This window comes from Emticicia sp. TH156 (assembly GCF_002855535.1).
Lineage (GTDB): Bacteria > Bacteroidota > Bacteroidia > Cytophagales > Spirosomataceae > Emticicia > Emticicia fluvialis.
This window is the reverse complement of record NZ_PKRS01000015.1, coordinates 46,129-68,292: the sequence shown is the minus strand read 5'-3', so window position 1 is coordinate 68,292 and position 22,164 is coordinate 46,129. Positions and strand designations below refer to the sequence as shown.

At 39.9% G+C, this 22,164-nt stretch carries 17 protein-coding genes; 7 read left to right on the top strand and 10 right to left on the bottom strand.

Annotation, left to right across the window (positions count from 1 at the left end; translation table 11 throughout):
* Positions 1-174 precede the first annotated feature (174 nt).
* Positions 175-1,389 carry a lipopolysaccharide assembly protein LapB gene (locus tag C0V77_RS21710; RefSeq protein WP_216824460.1) on the bottom strand — a complete coding sequence of 405 codons (1,215 nt, stop codon included), beginning with the start codon at positions 1,387-1,389 and terminating at the stop codon, positions 175-177.
* A 138-nt stretch (positions 1,390-1,527) separates the two neighbouring features.
* Between C0V77_RS21710 and hpt the strand changes: the two genes are divergently transcribed.
* The gene (hpt, locus tag C0V77_RS21705) at positions 1,528-2,067 is read left to right on the top strand and encodes a hypoxanthine phosphoribosyltransferase (RefSeq protein ID WP_101728497.1); all 540 of its coding nucleotides are present in this window, start codon (positions 1,528-1,530) and stop codon (positions 2,065-2,067) included.
* A 23-nt stretch (positions 2,068-2,090) separates the two neighbouring features.
* Here the strand turns inward: hpt and C0V77_RS21700 are convergent, their stop codons facing one another.
* From C0V77_RS21700 to C0V77_RS21665, 8 genes are all read right to left on the bottom strand, one after another.
* A complete protein-coding gene (locus tag C0V77_RS21700) occupies positions 2,091-3,986 on the bottom strand; it encodes a DUF3857 domain-containing protein (protein WP_101728496.1) in 1,896 nt (631 codons plus the stop codon).
* Between the two features lie 6 nt (positions 3,987-3,992).
* Positions 3,993-5,963, bottom strand: coding sequence for a transglutaminase domain-containing protein (locus C0V77_RS21695; RefSeq protein WP_158237990.1), 1,971 nt, complete (start codon positions 5,961-5,963; stop codon positions 3,993-3,995).
* A gap of 63 nt (positions 5,964-6,026) precedes the next feature.
* On the bottom strand, positions 6,027-7,910 hold the full coding sequence (locus C0V77_RS21690; RefSeq protein WP_158237989.1) for a DUF3857 domain-containing protein: 1,884 nt from the start codon (positions 7,908-7,910) through the stop codon (positions 6,027-6,029).
* A gap of 312 nt (positions 7,911-8,222) precedes the next feature.
* Positions 8,223-9,065: an endonuclease/exonuclease/phosphatase family protein gene (locus tag C0V77_RS21685; protein ID WP_101728493.1), complete on the bottom strand. Its 843-nt coding sequence runs from the start codon at positions 9,063-9,065 to the stop codon at positions 8,223-8,225.
* Between the two features lie 192 nt (positions 9,066-9,257).
* On the bottom strand, positions 9,258-10,112 hold the full coding sequence (locus C0V77_RS21680; RefSeq protein WP_158237988.1) for a DUF4249 family protein: 855 nt from the start codon (positions 10,110-10,112) through the stop codon (positions 9,258-9,260).
* 11 nt (positions 10,113-10,123) lie between these two features.
* The gene (locus tag C0V77_RS21675) at positions 10,124-12,877 is read right to left on the bottom strand and encodes a TonB-dependent receptor domain-containing protein (protein WP_101728491.1); all 2,754 of its coding nucleotides are present in this window, start codon (positions 12,875-12,877) and stop codon (positions 10,124-10,126) included.
* Positions 12,878-13,000: 123 nt separating this feature from the next.
* A complete protein-coding gene (locus C0V77_RS21670; protein ID WP_101728490.1) occupies positions 13,001-13,735 on the bottom strand; it encodes a LytTR family DNA-binding domain-containing protein in 735 nt (244 codons plus the stop codon).
* On the bottom strand, positions 13,732-14,823 hold the full coding sequence (locus tag C0V77_RS21665; RefSeq protein WP_101728489.1) for a sensor histidine kinase: 1,092 nt from the start codon (positions 14,821-14,823) through the stop codon (positions 13,732-13,734). Before C0V77_RS21665 ends, C0V77_RS21670 begins: the two co-directional genes overlap by 4 nt.
* A gap of 368 nt (positions 14,824-15,191) precedes the next feature.
* Between C0V77_RS21665 and C0V77_RS21660 the strand changes: the two genes are divergently transcribed.
* The 6 genes from C0V77_RS21660 to C0V77_RS21635 all read left to right on the top strand — a co-directional run bounded on the left by C0V77_RS21660 (position 15,192) and on the right by C0V77_RS21635 (position 21,656).
* On the top strand, positions 15,192-16,643 hold the full coding sequence (locus C0V77_RS21660) for a CotH kinase family protein (RefSeq protein WP_101728488.1): 1,452 nt from the start codon (positions 15,192-15,194) through the stop codon (positions 16,641-16,643).
* An 84-nt stretch (positions 16,644-16,727) separates the two neighbouring features.
* Positions 16,728-17,561: a polyphosphate polymerase domain-containing protein gene (locus C0V77_RS21655; RefSeq protein WP_101728487.1), complete on the top strand. Its 834-nt coding sequence runs from the start codon at positions 16,728-16,730 to the stop codon at positions 17,559-17,561.
* Entirely contained in the window at positions 17,521-18,129 is a 609-nt protein-coding gene (locus C0V77_RS21650; RefSeq protein WP_101728486.1) for a DUF4956 domain-containing protein, read from the top strand. The genes C0V77_RS21655 and C0V77_RS21650 overlap by 41 nt, the downstream gene beginning before the upstream one ends.
* Positions 18,130-18,151: 22 nt before the next feature.
* Positions 18,152-18,808, top strand: a complete 657-nt coding sequence (locus C0V77_RS21645) for a DUF2490 domain-containing protein (protein WP_101728485.1) — start codon at positions 18,152-18,154, stop codon at positions 18,806-18,808.
* A 370-nt stretch (positions 18,809-19,178) separates the two neighbouring features.
* Positions 19,179-20,159 (top strand): GSCFA domain-containing protein, encoded by a 981-nt coding sequence (locus C0V77_RS21640; RefSeq protein ID WP_143706156.1) that lies wholly within the window; start codon positions 19,179-19,181, stop codon positions 20,157-20,159.
* Between the two features lie 393 nt (positions 20,160-20,552).
* Entirely contained in the window at positions 20,553-21,656 is a 1,104-nt protein-coding gene (locus C0V77_RS21635) for an Mrp/NBP35 family ATP-binding protein (RefSeq protein WP_101728483.1), read from the top strand.
* A gap of 42 nt (positions 21,657-21,698) precedes the next feature.
* Here the strand turns inward: C0V77_RS21635 and C0V77_RS21630 are convergent, their stop codons facing one another.
* The gene (locus C0V77_RS21630) at positions 21,699-22,028 is read right to left on the bottom strand and encodes a septum formation initiator (RefSeq protein ID WP_101728482.1); all 330 of its coding nucleotides are present in this window, start codon (positions 22,026-22,028) and stop codon (positions 21,699-21,701) included.
* Between the last annotated feature and the right edge of the window lie 136 nt (positions 22,029-22,164).

Genomic DNA, 22,164 nt, shown 5'->3' with positions numbered 1-22,164 from the left:
AGACTACGATACCTGAAAATAGAAAATCCAATCTTTTACAGACTGGATTTCCTAAGCATCTCATCTTTTTGATGCAATTATCAAGGATGGCCTAAATAACGGCTTTCTATACGAAAGAGCCTTCTCCTACCGGAAAAGGCTCTTTTTTTATCTGAAAAACTTTTTCGCCAAAGATTACTTCTTTTTAGCTGCCCTCATTTGTTTCTTCAAATCATCAATCTGTTTTTTGGCTTCTTTATAATTGTCAGATTTCTTTTCGGCATTATTCATCACAATGGTATAATATTGAATGGCCTTCTGAAAATCTTTTTCGGTTACTGAAACCTTAGCTAATGCCATATTGGCTGCCAGAAAATATCCCGATTCTTTGGCTTTGGCTTGTTCGGCATATTCTATTGTTTTCAGGTAATACTCCTTGGCTTTGGGTATATCATTTTTGTAATTCATGTTTATGTAGCCCAGTATATACGCGGCATATCTGCCAGCAGTGGCTTCATAACCCGTCTTGCCCGAATTAACATTATGCAGCAGCTCTTCAGCCAGTTGCTCAGCCTCTGCCGACTTACCCATAACAAAGGCCGTACGTGCAGCATACCTATGAAAAAAGGAGTTATTAGGGTACATCTGATGCAACTGCTGCGCCAGGTAGTAGGCTTTTAGGTGCTGGTTTTCCATAGAATATATCTGCATCAGAAAATACTTGGCTTCCATACGGGTATAAAAAGCATTTTGTGCTACATACTCCAATTGTTTAATACCATCAGTCTTTACACCCTTACGGAAGAAAATCAGCATAGGTTTTAAAGATGGATAATTCTCTGGAATCCACTTTGAATAGTAATTATACAAGCCATCGCCTATGGCCAGTTCGGGGCTGAAATCGCCAAAGCCCCGGCATTTTTCAAGGTATTTCATGGCTTGTTTGCTGGCCCAGGCGGCCTTTATCCAGTTTTCACGTTCCGAATGCAAGCGCCCCTTTACAGCATATGCCGCCGACATAAAGAATGCGGCTTCTTTGTCTTCACTGTCATCATCCAGCATGTCATCGGCCAGATCAATGGCTTTATCCATGTAATAAAAACAGGCGTCGTCATATTTCTCATTCTTACTATCGGGCAGTATCTTCCACCATTCATTCAGGCCAATCAGAAAATACCCAATGGGGTGTTCGGGATATTTTACCGTCAACCACTTGAAATCACGCTCGGCTGCATCATAATTAAAATTATACATATTATTTATGGCCTCGGTTGCCTCAATTTGTATAGCTCTGTTGGCCAATAATATTTCATGTTGCTTCTTTTTGGTAGTGCCACCAAACCAAGAAAACTGCGCCACAGCAGCCTGCGATACAAGTAAAAGAATCAACCAGCTATATTTTACTCTCATTTTATTCAGATTTTCCAGATTAACGAAAGGAACAAAAATAAAATTGCAAAACTTAAAATTTTCTTAAAATTAATTTTCTGACCCAAAATTACTAAATTGTGGCCAAAATACACCTCCGGCCTTCTGTCGCTAAATAATATGAAACATATAAAAGACAAAAACTTTGTTCCGTTTATAGAATCTGAGACACTCCAGACCAGAATCAAAGCCCTGGCACATCAGATAAACAAAGATTATGAAGGAAAGAATCCATTGTTGATTGGTGTTTTGAATGGTTCTTTTATGTTTGTGAGCGACTTGTTCAAGTCTATTGAAATTGATTGCGAAATTACGTTCATACGGGTGGCCTCCTATCAGAAAACTGAATCGACCGGGCAGGTAAAACAGATCCTGGGACTTACAGAAGACGTAAAATACAGACACGTAATAATTGTGGAAGATATTGTTGACACCGGCCTCACTATGCATGAAGTGCTGGCGCAATTGGCAGCCCTTAAGCCGGCCTCGTTAAAAATAATGTCCTTACTGCTGAAACCAGATGCCTTGAAAGTACCTTTAAAGGTAGATTATACAGGCTTTGAGATTGAAAACAAATTTGTGGTGGGCTTCGGGCTTGATTATGACGGCCAGGGCAGAAACCTGGACGCCATTTATGTTCTACAACCAGCAGATGAATAGTTTAGCCTAAAGCACCTGTAACCTCACGGTTTCATTATTAACACAATCTGATTTTTATCGGCCTTTACAATCTTTTTTCTGAAATTGACCCATTCATTATATACTGCCGGGGCATGGCGGCCTTTAATGATGCTCAGGTCTCGTTCATAGTAAATTGTATCGCCTTTTAAGCGGGCCTCCGAAATATAGGTACCAAAGCGGGTGTCAATTTTTACGGGTTCAGGTAAATATTCTACCGCATACCCTTTAGGTACTTTAAAAGATATTTTATCTATATCCTGATAGTTGTTATTGAGTTGAAGTTCAGTTTTTCTGCTTGCCGAAACCAGAGGTACCCCTCCTTGCTGATTAAACATATTTGCAGTAATAAATGTACGTGTGCCACTTTTGTTGGCTATGTTTCTCAGGTGCAGGTTCAGTTTTTCCTCCACAGAAGGTAGTTTATCTTTTTTCTCTTTTAACGAGAAACTGACAATTTCTACACTTGGCAAACTCAGGTTCTTATACAACCACTTTTTCTGGTCGTTGGTGTTTAATGAATTGGCAACCTCAGCAAAAATCTCATGTTGTAAACCGGTATACTCGGTTTTTATGTCGGCATCAGCTTCGCCGTTTTCATTGATATTTACAAAGGCAGTTCTTAAAAGCTGGTTATCAGACGGTTTATAAGTTGGTGTTTTTACCAGCTTGCCGCCGTTTTCGGCAAGCAGTAGCACGTGCCTGTCGCCGGTAAAGCTACCCAGATAGCCAAACGGGTTATTCTGGCTTGTACATTCAAGCCAGAGTGTATCCTTAGGCATGGGTACACATAAAATAACATGATTGAACTGAAAAGACGGAAAATCGGTCTGAATATCGGCTTTCTTTTCACCGGCAAGCACCAGTGCCTCATAAGAGTTAATGCCGAGTTCTTTCAGCATACCTTTTGTAAAATTAGTTAATGCCTTACAATCGCCATAGCCTTTGGTGGCCACATCAGTGGCTTTCATAGACTGCCAGCCACCAATACCTAATTGTATGCTAACATACCTTGTATTTGCCTGCAGGTATTCATACACTTTCTTAATTTTATTGGTTACATCCTGTTCATCTTTTACATAGAGCATTAACTTAGCCGTAAAATCAGCAGGTAGCTTATCTCTACCTACATTAAGCTCACCATAAAACCTCGCGATGTCGCTCCATGATTTAATACTGCCTTTATAATCATCTACTTCAAATTGTGTCGGGCCGGTATAAACCCTGGGCATTATTTCGGCGTATCCGGGGCTATTGGTTTCTCGTTCTATTGGCTGCAGGTTATTCACACTCCAACTATAAATCGTGCGGTTATCTTCCTGGGTAATAGATACTTTTTCAGGCATATTCTGTTCTTTGTATCTTAACGCTAACTCCTTTGGCATTGAAACCCTGAACGATGATTTAACCACTGAAGTAAACTCTGCGTTGTCAACTACCGCATCCCAGGCAGGGTAAAACATCATATTCTTCTCTGTAATCTGATAAGAATAATCAATGGTATACGGAAATGAGGTATGGGTAAGTGAAGCCACTTTAACGTAGCTGTCTTCAATAGAGTTTTGCCCGGATGCAGTGTTAAAGCTATCAAAATCGCTCTTCTTTAGCTTCTTTACTGTTTTGCCGTAGGCGTCGTATATACTTGCCTCAATACTGTTTATCTTCGTAAACTTGTTAAAGTACATAACAATGCTGGCATGTCCATTACCTTTTTCGTCCAGAATCGTAATGGTGCCTTTTACTTTTGTAACACCTTCTCCGGGATTTTTTACATAGAACTCAGTTTCATGATTACGCACTACCGCATGCGCTTTTTCTTTTAGCTCTGCCGGTATGAATGCGGCAGAAAACTCTTGCGCAATTGCTTGAAAACTTATTAAAAATATAATCAGGTATTTCATTACTTACTAATTTTTCTTGAGTGTTATTAGCTCATTATGCTTGGCAACTATTTTGTCATAGAACTCTTGCAGAATCGGGTATTCTTCTGCATAATATACTGGTTTCAGAAATTGCACACGGCTGGAAACCATCATGCTTTTTCCGTTTACTGCAACTGAATACATAAACCTGCCTCCGTTTCCGGGCAGGCTTATTACCGTATTTTTGGGTAATTCGGCAACTGAATAACCTTCCGGTATTTCAAAATTACCAATAAATATTTCTTCTTTCGGGTAAGCCATGTCAATAGGATAAACCCGGTCTTTGGTTTTCAACGGGTTTTCTTCAAACCCTTCCGACAGCATCGGCTTGAAATGAAGCATTTTACCCGCCTTGGTAGCATAATTATTTAGCGTTACCTGATATTTTGCCTCAAAAGATTCATTGACTGCGGTTGTATTGGCAAAATCAGCTTTTTCAATTATCCACGACTCCTGCTTCTTTTTTACTTCATCCAGATAACTGTCAGCGCCCAGTCTGTTAAAATCTTTTTTAGCTGTTAAATCGCCATACCCTCCGTAAGACCTCGTAATTAGACCCTGCAATTCGCCGTCTTCACTCAACGAAAGATCCGCCTTTTTAAATTTAAGTTCTTTATCGGATGGTGCCAATGAAACAAACCGTGGCTTTTCTGGATGCACCAACCAACCCTTGCCATTCAGGCACTGAACCGGCAGCATCCCTGGTTTCTGGTATTCATCAGTGGCATCCAGTAACAAATCTTTACCATTACGCTCAATATGTGCAACTACATAATTAAATCTTTTGCGCAATGCAAACTGCTCATGAATTTTGCCATGGCTTCTGGTACTTAAAATAACAGGATTGGCATCAAACCCGAGTTCTCTCAGTAATGCAATCAGTAACAGATTTATGTCGCCGGCGTCACCCGTCCGTGAATCAAGTACTTTCCTGATACTGTTTGAATACAGACCTTCCATCCTGTTCCACTTAATATTTTTCTGAATATATTCGCAGGCAGCTTTTATCCGGCTTGATGAATCAGCATAGGTTTTTGAAATATCTTTGGCTACCCCAGATAAAAAACCAGTATGTTTTAACTGCCCCCCCAATATAGAGGCCCCAAGCATTGTATTGTTAAGCGAAGGGTAGTCTAAAGAAAAATCTTTTATTAGGTACCCGGGCCAATTGACAGATGCCAGTTCAAAATCCATCTTCGTTACATAGTCGCTTGATGTGGTAATAAAAGCCTCGTTCCTGAAAGCAGGTACGTCTTTCATAATAAACCTTTGAAACAAACCATTTTCCGTCTGTGTCCCGAATGATACATTCACCGATTTTGTCTGATTATCCGTAAGGTCTAAATAGCCAGACATCAGGATGCGGTAATGAAAAAACGAAGGAATAGTTATTTCATAAATGCTCCACAATGCAGGATAGAGTCCCTGAAAAGACCAGGGCTTAGGGTTATTGGATATAGAAAAAGGTGTTTCTATATTGAACGAATACTCAATTACTGACCCCACCTTAACATTAGGCATAACTATTTTTACATCCTGTACATTACCAACCGGCTTTTCAGAGAAAATAGATTCTTTGGTAAGCTTGTCTCTTTTAATTTCACCGTTTTCAAGATTATATGTATAACCTTTAATATCGTTAATATACTCGCTTTTATCAGCGCCATCTTTGTAGATTTGCTTGGCGATGGTTCCTAAATCCAATGCAGATTTTTTAAGAATTTTTATCCTTCCATGGTAGGTAAATCTGGTTTGAATCATGTTATTGCGCAAATCAAAAGTGGTTGTGCCGTGGTCATATAAAAAAACGGCGTCGGCAGTTGAGTCTGCCGGGTACACCTTCATTTCAACTTCGGCTCTGCTTATCTCGCCGAATTTCACTACGGGTTCTGTATTTTTTTGCGCATAAACCAGATTTGCACAGCTAGTTACCAGCAGTAGTAGTAATTTCTTCATAAAAGTTTGCGGTAATAAAAAATGAAACAAAATGTAATAAAGAGCCATGAAAACCTACCGGATTTACTTCTTCTTTAATACAATCTGCTCGCCCTGTTTAGCCATCATTTTAGTAAATAACTCTTTCAGCTCAAAGTATTCATCCGAAGAAAAAACTGATTTTGCAATCAACAACTGGCTTGTTAATTCAATTACTCCGTTTTCGGCCTTTATCATAAAAAGATATTTCCCCTTATTGTTAGGCAGATAGATATTCATATAAGTGGGCAGGCTTTCTACAGTGTAATTCTGAGGAATAGTATATCTTGCCATAATTGTCTCCTGAATACCGTATCCAAAATCAACTGGATACCGTCTTTCTGACTGCATAAACGGGTTTTTACTTTGGGCTTTCCATAAAAGTGGCTGCATGAATATCCTGTCACCGGCAATAGAATAGGCCTCGTTAATGGTGGTTTTGCAATGTAATCTGGCGTCTCCACTTTCACTTTCCTTTAATGAAAAGGAAGGATTCTCAAACTGTGTAAATTGAGCTTTTAGTTTTTCTATGTATTTCTCACTGCCTTCCTCATCAATCTCGGCTTTCCTTTCACTACTTCCATATCCATAAAAAGTTTCAGTAAAGTAACCTTTCAACTGCTGGTCTTCAGCTATATCAAATACTAATTCAATGGTACTTTGCTTTCGTCCGTTAGGTGCCAGTGAAACCCATTTTGGATTTTTTGAAACAAGCCAGCCACGTTCGTTCAGGCATCGTTTAGGCAGCATATTCATTTTAACGTATCTGTCGCTGGCATCAAGCAAAAAATCTTTGCCATTAACCATAATATGAGCTACGCTGTAATTAAAACGGTCTATAAGCGCAATTTCAGTAAGCACTTTACCATGAGCCCTGGTGCTTAATAATACAGGATTGCTGTCAAAGCCCAGCTCATTCAACACAGCAACCAGAATAAGATTTATTTCTGTTGATGTGCCCTGCTTTTTTTCATATATCTGGTCTAGTTTTGATGTAACAACAATGCGGTTTTCGCCATTCCAATTAACGGTGTTTCTAACAAAGTCATAAGCCGCTCCAATAATTGCCATTGAATCTTTTGAAGCTGCTTTTGCTAATATTTCGGCGGCAATTTTTTTGGCAGTTTTACCAAATTTCCTAATTGCTACGCCATAATTACTTTCTTCCAGAAGTGTTTTTGTAAGGTCTTTATAGGTTACAGAATAAATGCGCTCTCCGGTAGTCGGGAAAACCGTACGGGCAAGCTCAAAATCTATTGAACTCCTGTAGTCTTCTACGGTAGTCATGAAATCGTCAGGTCTTAAGGCAGGCAAGTCTTTCATGGCAAAATGATATGCCAGATAAGGGTCTTTTATTTCTTCACCTAAAGGCGTAACTCGTGTAATAAAGACTGACTTACCCTCTTTTACTTCTTTAATGGCAAAAGGATGATAACCAAAGTAGGTAAGTTTGAAGTCAAAATAACCCGGTATTGTAGCTTTAATACCACTCCATGCCACCGGTATGTCTTGCTGAAATGACCAGTTACGTAAAAAATACCATAAAGGAGATTCAATGGAATAGCTGAGGTCTATAACCGAGCCCTCCTTTACCTGTGGGAATATGATTTTCATTTCACGGGTATTGTTGGATGTTTTTTCCTCAAAGATTGACTTACTGGTCAGTTCTGTAATTTGAACTGTTCCGTTCTCAAGGTTGTAGGTCATGCCTTTAATATTCCGCACCAGCTCCTGTCTTTCCAATGATGATTCGAATCGGAAAGGAATTGTCATTGTGCCTCTTTCAAGCCCCGACTTCTTTAGAATCTTTATGCGCTTATGAAAATTATAAGCCACTACCGGTATATTGTCCTGAAATGTATAGGAATAGTCGGCAAAATCATAAAGTACAACAGCCTCGGCTGTTGAGTCCTTTGCATAGGTTTTCATTTCCAGTTCAGGCAAACTGTAAACCCCAAATTTAACATTGGGCACTTGGTTCTGCGAAAAAACTAAGTGGGATAAAGTAGAAAGCAGTAGTAACACAGCAATGCGCTTCATAAAAATTGAGAATAATGGGTGGTTAGTCATTAGCATGCGGCAAATATCTGGTAATTATCCAAAGACATCAAAAGAATCAGTATTTTTTTATTTTCAGGCATCACAAAACTACCGATTGCAGGAAAAAATAATCGCGGAATTACAAAAAGAGGTCATCCACCTTTACCGGGAATGACCTCCTTTTCTGCCGATATTGATTTTTCAGTCAATAAGTGCTTTTATAATTACAGGTTGGTGGTCTGACGGATACCGTTGTTCTTTGGCATCGGTAAGTACACCGTATTTCAACACCTTAATTTTTTTATCTACAAAAATGTAGTCAATTCTGCTATTCATTGGGGCATCAAACTTAAATGCATTAAATGTACCTTCAGGGCCGTACGGAGGCATAATAGTTACATTATGGGCGTCGTTCAAAAGGGTTTGCATTTCTTTAATTTGTTCCGTTTCCGGGGTTGAATTAAAGTCGCCTGTACAAATAGCTGGTGCGTCAGCGGCAATTTCCTTAATTTTTTTAACCATTAGTTTGCCTGACTGCCTGCGCGCCTCAACCCCCTGGTGGTCAAAGTGTACACTAAAGAAATAAAAGCTTTTCCGGGTGGTTAAATCCTTAAACTTGGCCCATGAGCATATTCTGTTGCAGCAGGTGGCATCCCAGCCTTTTCCGGGTTTATCAGGTGTTTCACTCAACCAGAAATCACCAGATTTCAACACTTTGAATCTTGATTTTTTATAGAAAATTGCCGAGTGTTCTCCTGCTTTATCACCGTCATCGCGGCCTTTGCCGATAAAGGCAAAATCCTTCATTTCGGCAATATCATCCAGTTGTCCTCTTAAACCTTCCTGTGTTCCGAAAATATCAAATTCATGAAAACCGATAAGCGCTTTAACAAACTCTTTTCTGTTAGGCCAGGCATTAAGGCCATCGTTTGGTGTATTATATCGCAGATTATAAGTGGCTATCACAAGCGGGGTGTTTTTTTGCGAATAGCTTGTTGATGTGGCAAGCATACCAAAAAAAAGAACTAAACAACTGAGTCTCATAGTTAATGGTGTTGGTTTTGTTGAAAATTGAATGTTTCAGAAATTGTATATCTGACAGCGCAAAGTAAATAATAGATTTTCAGAAAAGGCAACAAACCAACCCAAAATAGTAATTGCTTAACAATAACATAAAATAAAGGGCTGGCAAAACCAATGCCAACCCTTTCATAGACTATCTAACCTGTAACCATTTTAATTCTTCTTTACTAATAACTTAAGGGTGTCGGCATTTATACCGGTAAATATACCCAGCCCGTTGGTGATACTTGAAGGCGGTGTGCTCAGGTTCTGAGTGGTTGTTCCGCTTGATTGGTACAATGCCGAATAATCTGGATTGATACGATAAAGTATTACATCATAATTGCCGAAATACTCGAGGCTCTGGGGCTGAATATTGCTATGGGTGCCCAGGACTGGTTCATTTGAAATTCTAAAACGGATAGTCGGAAATTCTGACCCAGACGGCGGAATAATTATTTGGACAGGCTCGGTTTCGGTGTTTTCCAGTGCAATAAAATGATATACGTTATCGGGGTTGCTCCAAGATAACTCTATGGGCGTGTTGTCAAAACCACCAAATCCACCTCCACCACCACCTGGGAAGCCTCCACTGGACAAATTCACCTGACTTCTCGAAATTTCATTTGTACTAATGGCCATTCCAACCGGTTTTTCGGGTATGTCTGTTTCTGCACTTATTGTTCTGCCCTTGTAATCAAACTCCATTTTATACTTAACGGGTGGTTCTTGAATTAATTCATTGTCTGCTGAGGTGTACACCCCATTGCCTTCAGATTTAAGAATGAAGACTTTCCCGTTACTACCTGTAATTTTGATGCTTAAGCCATTAATAGGCTCCGAGACACCCTCAGAGGTCTCGGCATACGGAATCTCGGTATATACTTTCATGCTTACCCGATGCCCCGGTGCCAAATAGGCCTCTACAATTGGTTTTTCGCCGAGGTTTACTACAGTATTGGTGTCGGTGCAACTTACTACGGTGGTAAGCAGCGTTGTAAACACTATTAATTGGTATATCTTTTTCATCTTTGTGTTTCTCATTTAAGTTTCCAGGTTATAGTTACATTAGGCGTAAAACCCAGATAATTTACGTTGGTAGTCTGAAGTATAGTCAGGTCGTCGTCAGTAATAACCTGGAATCGCTTATACCAGACATTGGTTCGGTTATACAGATTGAAAACCGAGAACCCTACGTTAAACCTCGGGCTAAAATTGTAAGTGGCCGACACATCCATGCGGTGATACGCGGGAAACCGGTTGGCGTTTTTATCAGACGGATTTGTAAAGTTTCTGACGGTGCCATCAAGAAGAGTAACCTGATATGCCCCGAGTATAGAGGTATATGGCCTGCCGGTAGAGTAAATCCAGGTTGCGGCAAAATCCCACTTTTTGTATTTATAAGAACCCACTATCTTGAACTGATGGCGTACATCCTGATCTGAATAGTACGGTTTATCTGAGAAAGCCGATATTTTGCGCTTTGCTTCGGCCAGGGTATAGCCAATCCAGCCATTAAAATCACCAAATTTCTTCTGAATCAGTACATCTACACCATTAATGGTTTCGTCGCCGTTAAAGAATGTTTCACTGGCAGCCAGCATACGATTAAGCTGCGGCACAAACCTGAGGGTATATTCTGTAACGTCTGTACTTTTTTTCTGATAGAACTCTACATCAATGAGATAGTCTGACGTTTCATAGCTTCCGCCCAGAATTAAATGTTTGGAGCGGGTAACCGGAAGTGTTGAAGAATTAGACAACACCCAGAAATTCCGGTTACCCTGTGAAATATCCTCGCGGTTAATCTGCTTCACAAACTGGTAATAAATACCGGCTGCTCCTTTAAGTTTTAGTTTTTGGGTTACGTTAAAATTAGCTGAGAGTCTGGGCTCAAAATAGTTTTTTTGCGTTACATCAAAATAGGTCATTCTAATACCCGGATTGATATGCAAGCGCGAACCAAAAATCTTTATCTGGTCTTGCACATAAACGGTGTAAGTACTGCCTGTATCGTTTCTGTCTAGCACCTTAATGGTGTCATTCTGGCTGTATGTATATTTAATGTTATTGCGGGTAGCCTGCCATCCAAAATCCAATTGGTTATTAGGAAGAAGTTTCCATTCAAAATCCATTTTGGCTGTTATGTCAGACAAATTGTTGTCTTCTATCTGGCCTATACGTACATCGCGGTCTACGCTGTCTCTGGTTATGGTCATCAGGCGGCTGTTATCGCGGTTACTGTAATAATTAGAATAACTTATTAAAGCATTGCTGTAAAACTTGTCACCCCATTGCCGCGACCATTTCAGGCTTCCACCCAGATTACCCCAGTTTGAAACATCATTGGTGGCTGTATTAAAGCCGCGGCCGCCGCCAAAGCCGCCACCCGGCCTGCCAAAACCTGTCAGGCTTGAACTGCTTGAGTTATCCATATTATCGGTTCCGTTATAAAGGCTCAGCGACACAATATCGTTTTTGGTTGGGCGGTAAGTAAGTTTAGAGTTTAAATCATAAAAATACGAACTGGCTACCTGTTGCTGACCAAAAGAACCGAAGGGGTTTCTGCCGCTTCCGCCAGGCAAACCGGTAGCTGGTTGATTCTGATTGCTGTTTTCTGAGGTAAAACGTTCAAAAAGCTTTTTATATAATGGGCCTTTCCACGACCGGCGGCCAGCAACCAAAAATGTAAACTTTTCTCCAAGCGGGGTTTCAATATAGGCGTTTGTACTCAACAGGCTTACGTCGACTCCGGCATTAAATTCCTTTTTGTTTCCTTCTTTCCCTGTAATTTCGGCCACTGCTGAGATGCGCCCACCGAAACGGGCATCGAAGCCACCTTTGTAAAGTTGAATGTCTTTTATGGCATTGTAGTTAAAAGCTGAGAAAAATCCAAAAAGATGGTCGACATGATATACAGTAAAGCCATCGTATAAAACCAGAGTCTGGTCGGGGGTGCCACCTCGTACATACAGGCCTGATGAAGACTCGTTTGAAGCACTTACACCTGGCATTAGCTGAAATGCCCTGAAAGGGTCTCTTTCGCCCACATTGGGTAGCCGGGCAATGTTACGGGGTGTCATTTTTATCATCCCTACAATTTCATTTGCTTTTAGTACCTCCGTTTTTTTCTCCATTACAGTAACCTCTTCAAGGGTGCCAATGGCAGGTTCAATTTCAATTTTTAAGTCCTCCAGATTCAATTTTGGGTTCAGATGAAATAATCTGGTAACAAAACCTACATAGCTTACCTCAAGCGTTACTGTGTCTGACGGCACCTTTAGCAATGTAAAGTGCCCGTCGACATTTGTCTGGCTGCCAGCCTTAGCGCCTTTAATAGCCACTGTGGCAAATGGCAGGTTTTCTCCACTGGTAGCATCAACAATTCTACCCGTGAGCGTAAAATCAGCCCTGGTGGGTTGCCCGTCAAATTTTCTGTCTACAATGGTTTCTATCTTTTTATTCTTACCTGCTATGTGTATAACTTCGTTTTCGTCCAGAAAAAACTTAAGCGGCACCTTCTTAAAAACTGCTTTGAGGCCATCAAGAAAGGTTTCGTTGGTAAACCAGTAGGTAATTGTGTAAGGTTTCAGTTCTTCTTTGTCATAGTCTATTTTTAACTGATACTTTTTTTCCATAACGGCAAGCACATTTACAAGCGGTATGTTATTGAAAAACTCGTCTTTTATAAGAGGGTTACCGGGCGTTGGTTTCATTGCCTTTTGGGCGTAGCCTTCCCCCATCAGGCCAATCAGAATAAAAAGAAAAAGAATGCGGAAATGTTTATTTGTCATACAGGCATAGGATTTGTTCACAGTCAATGACGAGCCTGCTGCTGGCGGGGATGCCGGCCTGTTTGCAAGTGTAGAGAATTAACAGTTATGTGTAGATGTATGAAATAAAGCAGAAAACAGCGTCTAAATTTCTTTATATTTTGACTTAAAAACTTCCAGAAATGTACGGCCGATAGGTATTTCCTGCCGGTTAATTAACACCTGGGTTTTCTGAAATGAAGTAATTTTATCTAATGCCACAATGAACGACTGATGCACACGGCAAAAGCGGTTGTCGGCCAGCTTACTTTCTATGGTTTTCAGATTCAAACGCGTTAAATATGGCTTAGGTGTATCTCTGACATATATTTTGACGTAATCCTTCAGACCTTCAATATAAAGCACGTCGTCATAAAAGAGTTTAATCTGTTTGTATTCTGAATGTATAAAGAAAAACTGTCGGTTTTCCGGCGGTAAAGAATCGGCACCTTTTGCTCTCAGCATAAAAAGTTCGAAAGCCCTGTTGGCTGCTTTCAGAAAACGCTCAAAAGGTATGGGCTTCAACAGATAATCTGTAATATTAAGGTCGTATCCTTCCAGTGCATATTGCTCATAGGCAGTAGTAAATATTACCAGGGGGGGCACGGCCAGTTTTCTTAAAAACTGTGTTCCTGTAAGCGTAGGCATCTGAATATCCAGAAAAATAAGGTCAATTGTATTTTCGTCCAGATATGCTGCTGCATCAAGCGCGTTGCTAAATACGGCCTTTAAATCGAGAAATGGAATCTTTCTGATGTCATCAGCTATAATTTCCAGTGCAAAAGGCTCATCATCAATGGCTATGCACCTGATTTTGTCGCGCGATGGGTAGGTACTCATGCCAGTAAATTAATGGTTAGTTCAACACTGAAAAAGCCTCCTATATTTCTGATGTTCAATTCATGTCGGTCAGGATAATGCAGCATCAGCCGCTTTTCAACATTCTGAATCCCGATTCCCGAATCCTCCGCCCTTTCCGGGAAGTTATTGGTAAATATTGGATTTTTCACGAAAAACCTCAGGCTATTGCTATCCGTTGAAAGATTAATTTCTATCCGGCTTTCATGCTGGCTGTGCAGCCCATACTTAAAGGCGTTCTCAACAAACGGAATAAAGAGTAACGGCTCAATGCTCCAGCGGCTGATATCGCCACTAAAATTAAAACTGACAGAATTTTGCTCAGAGAGCCGCATTTTTTGCAATTCAATGTAATTCTTCAGATGCTCGATTTCTTGCTCCAGAGGTACTTTATCTTGCTTGGCCTGATATATCATGTATCTAAGCAATTGAGAAAGTTTAACAACGGCATCTTCAGTTGAATCTGATTTCTGCCTGGCCAGCCATCGGATATTATTAAGTGTGTTGAACAAAAAATGCGGACTTATCTGCAACTTTAACACAGCCAGTTCGGCCGCTGTTTTTTCAAGTGCAATTTGCTGTTTTTCTTCTTTCTGAATACCCCTTTCTTTAATCAGCGCCAGCAATGAGCTGGCCAGAATAACCAACGAAAAAGAAGCCACGGTTCTGAACAACAAAGGAAAAGGTATAAAAGATGGAAACGGTGGCGGAAAATCTCTTCTGAACCTGGTAAAGTCTTTTGGATACATTCTGGCTAAATCAGGTCTTCTGAAAGTATCAAATGTAAATTTATTCAGGAGCAGCATCAGAATAAATATAGTGGCCAGCACAAAAACAAATGCCAGTATGTTTTTACGGATAATCAGATTGGGTGTTAAAAAGTGCAGATTCACATAGAATACGGCTATCAGCATACAATCGCTAACCAGCTGCGATAAAGCAAAAGACCTGAAATATGGTTGTTTCCAGAAACCGAAGTTACCGCTGGGCGCAGTTAGAAAAGGCATAATAATGAAGATAATCCAACCTATAATATGCAGCCAGACGGAGTAGCGTTTAAGAAAATTCATTGATTTTAATTGTGGGTATTGAAATTCAAACCAAAAACTACTCACAAAAGATTTAATTTAATGAGAACAGGGTTGACTTTGTATAAATTCTACCTGATTGTGTAGATAATTTAACCAGCAACTGATTGAACATACACTTAAAAATATTATCTTTTGGTAGAGAAACTTAATTAATACAGGTGGATGGTGGCTCCTAAACAACAGTATAAGACTAAAAGTTTATTTCTTTTATGATAGCTACAAGTGCAAAAAATTTAACAATATTTTAATACAGTCTACACATTTGCTTCACTTTTATACACAATGTCTCCAATTCTATGCACGCTGCGTCTATGACACTGAAAGACAAAGATTATTGAACCACCAATATGAAGAAGCAAACAACACGGTTGCTCATGGGCTTTTTGCTCTGGGCAACTGTTTCCTGCAAAACATCAGCCGATGACATTGATCCAAGTAAGGCCGGACTGCTTGACTGGACAGCCGAAACGCATGGTAACAAAGTAAGCCCAAACTATGAGGTAGTGTTTCCGGAAGACAAAATTAACTCTATTGAAATTACATTAACTGCCGAGAACTGGGCAGCCATACGCACAGACATGGTTGCTAAGGCAGGAAAAGACTTTGGTACAGGCGGCACCGGCCAACCAGGCGGAGGCCAGATGCCCGGCGGAGGCAATGCACCGCCAGGTGGTAATGGCGGAGGCGGGCTTGATATAATACCCGGTGACCCCATTTACGTTCCGGTTGCGCTGAAACATAACGGAAAAGAATGGTATAAGGTTGGGTTCAGGCTTAAAGGCAATAGCAGTTTGTCGCAGGCGTGGTCACAGGGTATATACAAATTACCGTTCAAATTGCAATTTGACGAGTTTGAGGACGACTACCCCGAAATAAAGAACCAGCGTTTTTATGGTTTCAAAGAGCTTTCAATGGCACCCGGGCATAACGACAGCTCATTAATGCGCGATAAATTGGTCTCAGACCTATTCAGGTCCGCTGGTATTCCGGCAGCCCGATCATCCTTTTGCAAGGTTTATATCAACTTTGGCGAAGGTCTGAAATATTGCGGAGTATATACCATGATTGAGGTAGTTGATGACACTATGGTTGCCAACCAGTTTGGCGAAGAAAATGGGAATATATATAAGCCGGAGTCTACATTTCAATCATTTACTGAGGGCAGTTTTGAAAAGAAAAATAACGAGGAAGCAGCCGATTATACAGACGTAAAAAATGTAATAAGCGCATTGAACAGCACTAATCGCACCACAAGCCCCGCCCAATGGAGGACTAATCTTGAAAAAAGTTTTAATGTAGACCATTTTCTTAAGTATCTGGCTATAAATAATACAATTGTGAACTGGGACGCCTACGGTGCAATGGCCCACAATTATTACCTGTATACACCTGGCAGTACAGGAAAAGTAACCTGGATTCCGTGGGACTTTAACTTATCTATGACCACCAGCGCCGGCAATCAGCAAGGTGGCGGCGCAAATGGTAGAGCGGTATCATTAGAAATGACAGAGGTAGCCAATAACTGGCCGCTTATCCGCTATCTGGCCGATGACCCCGTGTACCTGGCTAAATACAAAAGTTATGTAAAAGAATTTGCTTCTACCTACTTTACCAGCACGCAAATGAACACCATTATAGACAAGCATTATAACCTTATTGCACCTTATGTAATTGGCGCTGAGCCCGAGCAGACAAAATATACTTTTCTGGCAAATGCCTCGGCGTTTACTGCTGCCGTCAGCCAGTTAAAACAGCATGTAGCCAGCAGAACGGAGGCAGTTAATGCTTACATTAAATAACCCGGCCGCCAGGGTGTGTATGCCCGCAAGGGCATACCACCTTCTGAATAGCAATTTAAAGAACTTAAAACCATTCTGACTTCAATGCTACCCATACACAAACGCGAATCTATAAGCCGGGACTTCATCTTACAGAAAGTAGAACGCCTGACCAGTACCTTTGAGCCGATAACGCTTGTGGAAATGGATAACGTAAAACTGATGGACCGCGTAGATGTAAAGTACATAATACCCTTACAGGCTTTACCGAACATTTTAGCAGATGCTCAAAGTCATTACCGGATTCTGGAAGTGGAAAACAAGAGATTGTGCCATTATGAAACACTATATTATGATACGCCTGATTTGCAGTTGTATAATACGCATCTTAAAAACAGGGCAAACAGATACAAAATCAGGTCGCGAAATTATGTGGATTCAAACCTGAAATTTTTTGAAATAAAATTGCGTAACAACAAAGGCAGAACCATAAAGACACGTATCAGGCAAGAAACCATTGGTGCTGAAATTGACCAAACATCGGCAAACTTTCTTAAACATTCAACCCCGCTGATGGCCACAGCATTTAAGGGTATGGTGTGGGTTGATTATACCCGAATAACGCTGGTAAGCAGAAAATCGCAGGAGCGATTAACAATTGACCTGGATCTCAGTTTCCGGGCCGGTGACAGGCATAAAGCATTTGATAAAATTGCCATTGCCGAGGTAAAACAAAACAAGGCCACGGGTTCAGCGTTTATAGACATTATGAAAAAATATCAAATAAGGCAGGGATCTATCAGTAAGTACTGCCTGGCCGTTATCAGCACTTTTGACAACATACCGTGCAATCAATTTAAACCTCATCTTTTAAGAATCCATAAATTAAATAACCAATATGACATTGCTTCAGGAATTAATCAATACGCTCAGGCTTGAATGGCCGGATAATGCCACACTCACACTATTGGCAAGGCTGTGCATAAATTTGTTTGTTGTTTTTATTCTCATAAAATTCATTTATTTACCCAATTACAAAAAAACAGACCTGCTTCTTACTTTTTTTGCTTTTAATCTTATTATCTTTCTCATTACTTATCTGCTCAACAAAGTAGAGATGTCTATGGGCGCAGCATTTGGTTTATTTGCAGTTTTTTCTATGCTAAGATACCGAACAGAGGGTATTTCGGCCAAAGACATGACCTACCTGTTTCTGGTAATATCCATTGGCCTTATAGCTGCTATCAGCCAGAACAACTCGCCTTTGCTGCTTATTTTTGCCGCTCTTATATTATTGGTAACCTTTCTGCTTGAAAACGGGTGGCTGATAAAAAAAGAGTACTCTAAACAGGTAAGCTATGAGAATATCCGGTTGGTTACACCCGACCATAAGCATGAACTGCTTGAAGACTTAAAAAACCGTACAGGATTGGATGTCCACCGGGTTGAGATTATTGAATTTGACTTTCTAAAAGATTCAGCCAGTATAACCATTTATTATTATTGATTGCCAATATGAAAACCACCTTATGAAAAAAATAATCTTTTTGGCAGCTTTAATGTTGCCCGTTTTAGGTCTGGCTCAGGACAAAACCACCAACCTATGGACAGGACTAAGCCTGAGTAAGTCAATAACAAAAAGGATATCGCTTGAGGCTGATGCCCAATGGCGGCTAACCAATAACCTTAGAACAGCCGGCGCATACATTGGCGAACTGGGCATTACTTATAAGTTTAATAAGCACCTGGAGGTAAGCGGATATTACAGATTTATAAACCGGCGAAAATATGATAAAGGAGACCAGGAGTGGGTTTACAAGCCTTACCATAGGTTTTATGCCAACCTGAACTATGACCGAAAGATTGGTTTTCTGAAATTTGACTACCGATTAAGATACCAAAATCAGTTTAAAGACGATAATGGCAACTTTGAAAACGACAAAAGCTATCTAAGAAATAAGCTGGAAGTTGCCTACCCCAATAAAACAAAATTTACTCCGGCTATATCGGCCGATTTATTTTACCGCATGGGTGAGAAATTTGATGAACTGCGTTACAAGGCAGAAGTTAATTACAAAATAAACAAAAAGAATGCGCTCGGTGCCGGTGGATTTATTTCGCACGAATTCGATAAAGCTACTACTAACAACCTAACTCTTTTACTGACATACAAAGTAAAGTTCTGATTAATAATATACTGTAAAAAATGGCTATTCAGGTTTGCTTGAATAGCCATTTTAGTTAAAACAGAGATTTTAATACAATATTTTACTTCCTGGCTCGCTATTATTTAAAGAAGTGCCCGTTTTATATACAATTAGTGCGTAAATATACCGGTTGTTTAAGCAATATATGCGTACTGGCTGGGCCTAAATACCTGGATGATAACTTTCGTTTAGTGCAAAAATCTAATGCTGAAAACCGCAGTTCAGCCATTACGTTTAATCAATTTTCAACAAAAAGTTTGTGAGTGTCAGTTGAAAAGTTTAAATTCGCAAATTATTGATTATCAGCAACTTATCAATAATACCAAAAAACATTTTAAAAACCAAAGAAATGGATTTTCGTACTGAAATAGAAGTTAACCCGTCCAGCTTCCGTATCGGCACAGACTCCAGAATAATGACTGTTGGCTCATGCTTTTCTGATGTCATTGGAAGTCAGCTCTCGGAAAATAAAATTCAATGCCTGTGCAATCCTTACGGCACTGTTTTCAACCCTTTGTCTATCTTTAAATTAATCAGCAATAGCCTTCAAAGCAAACCAATTTTTAAGCATTTAATGGTTGAAAACGCCGGTATCTGGCAGCATTATGATTACCATTCCAGATTTTTTGGTTCATCAAGAGAAGAACTAGAAGAGCTTTTATATGAAACAAACAGCAAATCGCAACAATTTCTAAAAAAGGCTAATCTGCTTATTATTACTTTTGGTACAGCCATTGTACATCAGTTAAAAGAAAACGGCGCAATAGTTGCCAATTGCCACAAAGCACCTGCCGCAAACTTTAAAAAAGAAATGCTGAATATGAAAGATATTATTCTGCGTTTCAGGGCCATGTACGAAACCCTGAAAATGTATAATAATAAAATTAAAATTCTGCTTACGGTAAGTCCGGTCAGGCACACCCGTGAAACACTTCAGCTAAATTCGGTAAGCAAAAGTATTCTTAGAACCGCCTGCTATGATATTGAAGAAGAGTTTAATGATGTTCATTATTTTCCGAGTTATGAAATCATGATGGATGACCTGCGCGACTACAGGTTTTATAAAGCAGATATGATTCACCCGAATGAACAGGCTGAAAAATATATATTCGAGAAGTTTTCTGAGACTTATTTTACAGATGACCTCAACAATTTTTTGCAGGAATGGCATAAGTTGAAAATGTCTCTTAATCACAGGCCGATTCAGACTGACACTCCGGCGCACCAGAAGTTTCTGGCTGATTTATTAAAAAAAATAGATGGCTTTAGTGATAAATTTGATGTATCAAGTGAAAGAGAAAAAGTTTTGTCTCAACTAGTAGCTGCCTGATAAGTAATCTCTGTTTGAAACATCCACACTATTAATGTTCTGCACGAATCATTCTGCTTTTGAATGCTGATTACCCCGGTTATAATTCCTGCTCTATCTACAGGTTTGAAAGTATTTGTCCGGGCGGTTGAAAAAGAAAGTAAGCAGCAATTAAAGAATTATCATTATAATTAAGAAGCGTTGCCCGACTGTTTGTAATATCTTTTCTGACAGTTGATTTGCAGCGCTTTTTTTGTGAACTTTGCAGCGTTGAAATTGAGAATTTCAACCTTAAAAGCGGTTTTACCTGCTTTTAAAATGGCTCAATAAATGGCCAAGCAGTAAACTAAAAAGTAGTTATACTTGTTGCATTTACAAGTACGACAAGAGTATTTACGAACTATATACCATTGCATGGGAGAATTTACTATCACTAAAGAAAAAATACTTCAAGCCCTGAGTACAGTTGAGGAGCCGGATTTAAAGAAAGACCTGGTAACCCTTAACATGATACGAGATATAACCGTAGGTGTTAATCAGGTAACTTTTACAGTTGTTTTAACTACACCTGCCTGCCCGCTTAAAGAGTTAATCAAAAAAAACTGTACAGATGCCATTCATAGTCATTTTGGCAATGGCATAGAAGTAAATATTAACATGACGGCGGATGTTACCTCAATCAGGAACAATGCCCCACTACTTGATGGTGTAAAAAACATAATAGCCATATCGTCGGGTAAAGGCGGTGTGGGTAAATCAACGGTTACGGTTAATCTGGCAATGGCGCTGAAAAAATCCGGAGCCAGGGTTGGTATTATTGATGCTGATATTTCAGGGCCATCTATTCCGCTGATGTTTGGCGCTGAAAACATGCAGCCGTTGATTTCGCAGAAAAACGGCAAAAATATGATTTCGCCCATTATGCAGTACGGCATAAAGATGATATCTATCGGTTTTCTGACACCCCCAGATAGTGCCGTTGTGTGGCGTGGACCAATGGCCAGCCAGGCTTTGCGTCAGTTTTTTGGTGATGTAGACTGGGGTGAACTGGATTATATTCTTATTGACCTGCCGCCTGGAACAGGTGATATTCACTTAACACTGGTGCAAACAGTGCCTTTAACCGGAGCTGTGGTGGTTACTACACCGCAAAAAGTAGCACTGGCCGATGTAAACAAGGGTATATCCATGTTTCGTCAGCCTCAGATAAATGTTCCGATTCTGGGTATTGTAGAGAATATGGCCTATTTTACACCCTCCGAGCTACCAGACAATAAATATTATCTATTTGGAAAAGATGGTGGAAAAACCATAGCCGAGAAATATAATGTACCCTTACTTGGCCAGATTCCGATAGTGCAGAGTATCAGAGAAGGCGGCGATGAAGGAAGACCAATTATGATGGATGACGAACCCATTACCAATGAAGCGTTCAAATCTGCTGCTGAGGCACTTGCTCAACAGGTTGCTATCAGAAATGCCTCAGGGCAAAAAACAGCAAGAGTAGAAATCAGATAAAAAGCAAAGGGCCTTTAGTGAATACAGAAGGCCCTTTATTTTTTACTCTTCTTCTTTTTTTTCAATTGACTGGTCGTTTTCATCTACAATTACAAAAACGGTTTCGTCTGTTTTTTTCATCAGGTATTTTTCGCGGGCAAATTTCTCCATTGCATCAGCGTTACCCATTACTTCTTTTTCTTCTTCCTTCACTTTTTTTAGGGCTTCTACATAATATTCCTTTTGATTTTCAAGTTCGTGGTATTTTTGCCAGAGCCTGAATTGAGATATCAGATTACTGCCATCAAAAAAAGCAACCCATATAAGTAATCCCGTTGCGGTAAGTACATAAAAACGGTATTTATGAAGAAAAGCCGGCACATAAATTTTCATTGGCTATATAAAATTTTATAAGAAAGCAGCCCGAAGCTGAGCCATTTCAATCAATCAGGAATATTAATTGCACGTTTATCTATCAAAAATAGAAATAATGACATAAAAAACAAAAAGGCACTGCAACAATTTTATG

Bases quoted from the DNA above. Each gene is read 5' to 3' on its own strand.
- C0V77_RS21690 (WP_158237989.1), bottom strand. From the start codon at position 7,910: ATGAAAACCTATGCAAAGGACTCAACAGCCGAGGCTGTTGTACTTTAT.
- C0V77_RS21695 (WP_158237990.1), bottom strand. From the start codon at position 5,963: ATGAAGAAATTACTACTACTGCTGGTAACTAGCTGTGCAAATCTGGTT.
- C0V77_RS21685 (WP_101728493.1), bottom strand. From the start codon at position 9,065: ATGAGACTCAGTTGTTTAGTTCTTTTTTTTGGTATGCTTGCCACATCA.
- C0V77_RS21670 (WP_101728490.1), bottom strand. From the start codon at position 13,735: ATGAGTACCTACCCATCGCGCGACAAAATCAGGTGCATAGCCATTGAT.
- hpt (WP_101728497.1), top strand. From the start codon at position 1,528: ATGAAACATATAAAAGACAAAAACTTTGTTCCGTTTATAGAATCTGAG.
- C0V77_RS21640 (WP_143706156.1), top strand. From the start codon at position 19,179: ATGGATTTTCGTACTGAAATAGAAGTTAACCCGTCCAGCTTCCGTATC.
- C0V77_RS21665 (WP_101728489.1), bottom strand. From the start codon at position 14,823: ATGAATTTTCTTAAACGCTACTCCGTCTGGCTGCATATTATAGGTTGG.
- C0V77_RS21645 (WP_101728485.1), top strand. From the start codon at position 18,152: ATGAAAAAAATAATCTTTTTGGCAGCTTTAATGTTGCCCGTTTTAGGT.
- C0V77_RS21635 (WP_101728483.1), top strand. From the start codon at position 20,553: ATGGGAGAATTTACTATCACTAAAGAAAAAATACTTCAAGCCCTGAGT.
- C0V77_RS21700 (WP_101728496.1), bottom strand. From the start codon at position 3,986: ATGAAATACCTGATTATATTTTTAATAAGTTTTCAAGCAATTGCGCAA.
- C0V77_RS21650 (WP_101728486.1), top strand. From the start codon at position 17,521: ATGACATTGCTTCAGGAATTAATCAATACGCTCAGGCTTGAATGGCCG.
- C0V77_RS21655 (WP_101728487.1), top strand. From the start codon at position 16,728: ATGCTACCCATACACAAACGCGAATCTATAAGCCGGGACTTCATCTTA.
- C0V77_RS21680 (WP_158237988.1), bottom strand. From the start codon at position 10,112: ATGAAAAAGATATACCAATTAATAGTGTTTACAACGCTGCTTACCACC.
- C0V77_RS21660 (WP_101728488.1), top strand. From the start codon at position 15,192: ATGAAGAAGCAAACAACACGGTTGCTCATGGGCTTTTTGCTCTGGGCA.
- C0V77_RS21710 (WP_216824460.1), bottom strand. From the start codon at position 1,389: ATGAGAGTAAAATATAGCTGGTTGATTCTTTTACTTGTATCGCAGGCT.
- C0V77_RS21630 (WP_101728482.1), bottom strand. From the start codon at position 22,028: ATGAAAATTTATGTGCCGGCTTTTCTTCATAAATACCGTTTTTATGTA.
- C0V77_RS21675 (WP_101728491.1), bottom strand. From the start codon at position 12,877: ATGACAAATAAACATTTCCGCATTCTTTTTCTTTTTATTCTGATTGGC.